The 2,712-nt window shown below is 46.5% G+C and carries 4 protein-coding genes; all 4 read left to right on the forward strand.

What is annotated here, in order from left to right; genetic code table 11:
* On the forward strand, nucleotides 1-182 hold a 182-nt coding region (locus tag WG89_RS28255; RefSeq protein WP_172806953.1), incomplete at its 5' end, for a transposase.
* Between the two features lie 82 nt (nucleotides 183-264).
* Nucleotides 265-1,713: an inositol phosphate phosphatase SopB gene (locus WG89_RS28260; protein WP_172806954.1), complete on the forward strand. Its 1,449-nt coding sequence runs from the start codon at nucleotides 265-267 to the stop codon at nucleotides 1,711-1,713.
* A 94-nt stretch (nucleotides 1,714-1,807) separates the two neighbouring features.
* Entirely contained in the window at nucleotides 1,808-2,476 is a 669-nt protein-coding gene (locus WG89_RS28265) for a hypothetical protein (protein ID WP_062271095.1), read from the forward strand.
* 73 nt (nucleotides 2,477-2,549) lie between these two features.
* Nucleotides 2,550-2,712 (forward strand): transposase (locus WG89_RS33145; protein WP_172806677.1); only part of this gene is annotated, 163 nt, incomplete at its 3' end.

Consider the following 2,712-nt stretch of genomic DNA (forward strand, 5'->3'; position numbering starts at 1 on the left):
AAGTTAAGCAAAAGTTATGGGGTGGAGCATTCTGGAGTTCAGGATATTTTATGAATACTGTCGGCCAGCATGGTAATGAAGATGTAATTGCAAATTATGTGAAAAACCAAGGCAATGCGGAGTACAAGCAGCTACACCGGAAGGAAATAAGTCCGAACCAAATCAGTCTGTTTATGGACTGACCACTCAAGTTGCACTGAGGATACCCCGCAGCTTGCTGCGGGGTAGTTCATTGAGCTCAGAAGATTGCAGCAGACGGTTCAATTGAAAGGTGATGAACCTGTCAGCAAAGAAGAGATGCATAAAGCCAAGGAACACTACCCGAAAATTTTGCAGGATGCACTGGTGTCAGCCGGTGTCAGTGAGCAGACGGTTGCCACTGATTTCAGGGCTGCCTATGTGGATCAGTTGAACAACCGCCCCTGGAAAACCATAGAAAAATCATTTTCCTACGGAGGTGTTGATTATACCTCCAGGCAACAGCCAGCAGCTGAAATCAAGGTGCCTGAGTCATCTCAAGGTGAGGTAGCTCGCCTTTATGATAAGGACTATGAAGGACATGGAACCAGCTGTGTGGATACCAAAAATGCGGATCATGCTTCTAACCTGAATCGAAGTGACTTTTCCATAAACAATAGAAATGCCTATACCGGGATCAGACACGGGATAGCTGACCCTTATGGCATCAAAGGGGATCCGGATCTTAAGGCTGAAGGGGGAAGGGCCAAAGCCAAGGAAGTTTTGCTGTCCGCACTGGCGACCCGGCCCGATATCTTTGAGCAAGCTCTGGCAGCCGCAGAGGTAGGGCCAGTGCCGACCCTGACAACGACATCTACCTCTTTGGTGACAACGGGTCTTGGCTCAGGCAAAGAAAGAAAAATGCAGAAAGCCCAGAATGAAGCATTCAAACATTTCACCGACCCAGCCAAGCAGCCTGTGACACTTGAACTCCCGGGACCTGATGGACAGGTCAGGAAAATCAAACTTAATTTCAAACAGGCGCGCTTTAACATTCCTGTGAACTGGGGGGGAGTCGGTGGCGCCTCTCTGGTAACCGGAGGGAGATCGTTCCAGAAAAAAATGAACGATCCAGCCATGGCGATGCTGGTGGGCAAGCCGAATAAAGCGGGCGTTCCTGGTGGTATGGCAGGGGAGTTCCTCAGTGCTACCTCAAGGAAAGATTCAGTCCTTAGAGAACAGATCAGAGACGCTAAAAGTGCGGGAAATATGGAGAAAGTCTCTGAGTTAAATACCCAGCAGGATCAATTGAATAGAGATCACCGTTCGGTGCAGGATCTCACAGCCCAGATTCAGGATATCTACAAAAAAGGAAAGCATCATCACCATCATCACGATGCCTACAAGTTGGCTGCCAGGGTGGCCTTGTTAACTCATATGGTGGGTGGTGTGCCATTGTCTAACTGCAAAAGTGGTAAAGACAGAACCGGCATGCTGGATGCTGAGATTAAATTCCTGACGGCCAGAATTGATCAGGGAAGTGGTGAGGTTCCTGAGCCAGGTCCCATTATGAATCCTGCGGACAGAGAGCTGTTCCAGAAGATTCTTCAGGAGAGTGGCAATCTTGAAGTTCAGGAGCAGAATGTGGGAGTTCGTGGATACAAGACAGAAGGCGTTAAATCCATTACCGAGCGGGTAGGTGATCAGGCAATTCGTGAGGAAATTCGAGGGCTTTCCAAAACTGTGGGCTCCTGAATCTTTTTGTCTAATTGAGAATCTTTCAAATAGAGTCTGATTTTACTGCTATATATCTTCTCTTATAAAAATCGGATGAAAGAAGAGTTAGGGTATGTTCAGAGTCTGTCTGGTTGTTCTTTTTTTATTGCTGATCAGTAACAAAGCGTCTTCAATAGAAGGCTCTCTCACAACAGATCTTTTTCACCTCTTCAAATACTCTGTCTCCAACCCCGAAGATTCTGGAACTGTGCTTGACTCTTTGAAACTGATTCCGGGTTATACCGTTTGTCTGGAAAAGTCCGCTCGAAGGCCCTTTGACTCCAATATTTACAAATTGACTGATGACGAAACGGGTAAAACAGTGGGCGTTAAAATTCATCGCGAAATGTTTCCTTTGGCCACCCATATTTACCAACCACGAAAGAGGTCGGTAATTAATGATACGGGGGCTGTTATCAGAGTTATGAACACCTTTCTGGTGAATCACTACTTTAGAGCCTACCGAGTAGTCATTTACGAGTTCAGGAAGGGAATTACCCTGAAACAAGCTATTTCTGATAAAAAAATCAGTGTTGGCTTTGCCAAAAGAGCTATGGAAAGGATGATCAAAAAGCTGGTTCAGGCGAAGGTGCATGTCTATACCGAAGATCTCAGCGACTTTCTTTATCTTGAAGAGGCTGGTGAGCTGGTGTTGCTCGATTGGTGTGCTCTGGCTGATGTTCACTCTGCGAGTCAGTCAGTCATTGACGAATATGTCCAGGCAAAAATGTATGGCTCTTAATGGATTCTGGGGAGCTGGTTGAGGACGAGTTATTTGACTATGAATAGAAGACGTTTTCTTGTACAAAAGTGTCATGAAACTTTATGACCTCCTCGACAACGCCAAGTGCTTTGAACAGATACGCCAGATTCGCTGGCCTGACGGGGTGAAATGCCCACACTGTGCCAGCTCAGACATAACCCGCCAAGGCAAGGACGATTCACAGCCTGACAGACAGAGATATTCTTGTAAAGAAT

Origin of the sequence: Endozoicomonas arenosclerae, assembly GCF_001562015.1 — a bacterium.
GTDB classification, from domain to species: Bacteria; Pseudomonadota; Gammaproteobacteria; order Pseudomonadales; family Endozoicomonadaceae; genus Endozoicomonas_A; species Endozoicomonas_A arenosclerae.

What these genes read in the sequence shown, in the direction of transcription:
- WG89_RS28265 (WP_062271095.1), top strand. Translation starts at nt 1,808, where the DNA reads ATGTTCAGAGTCTGTCTGGTTGTTCTTTTTTTATTGCTGATCAGTAAC.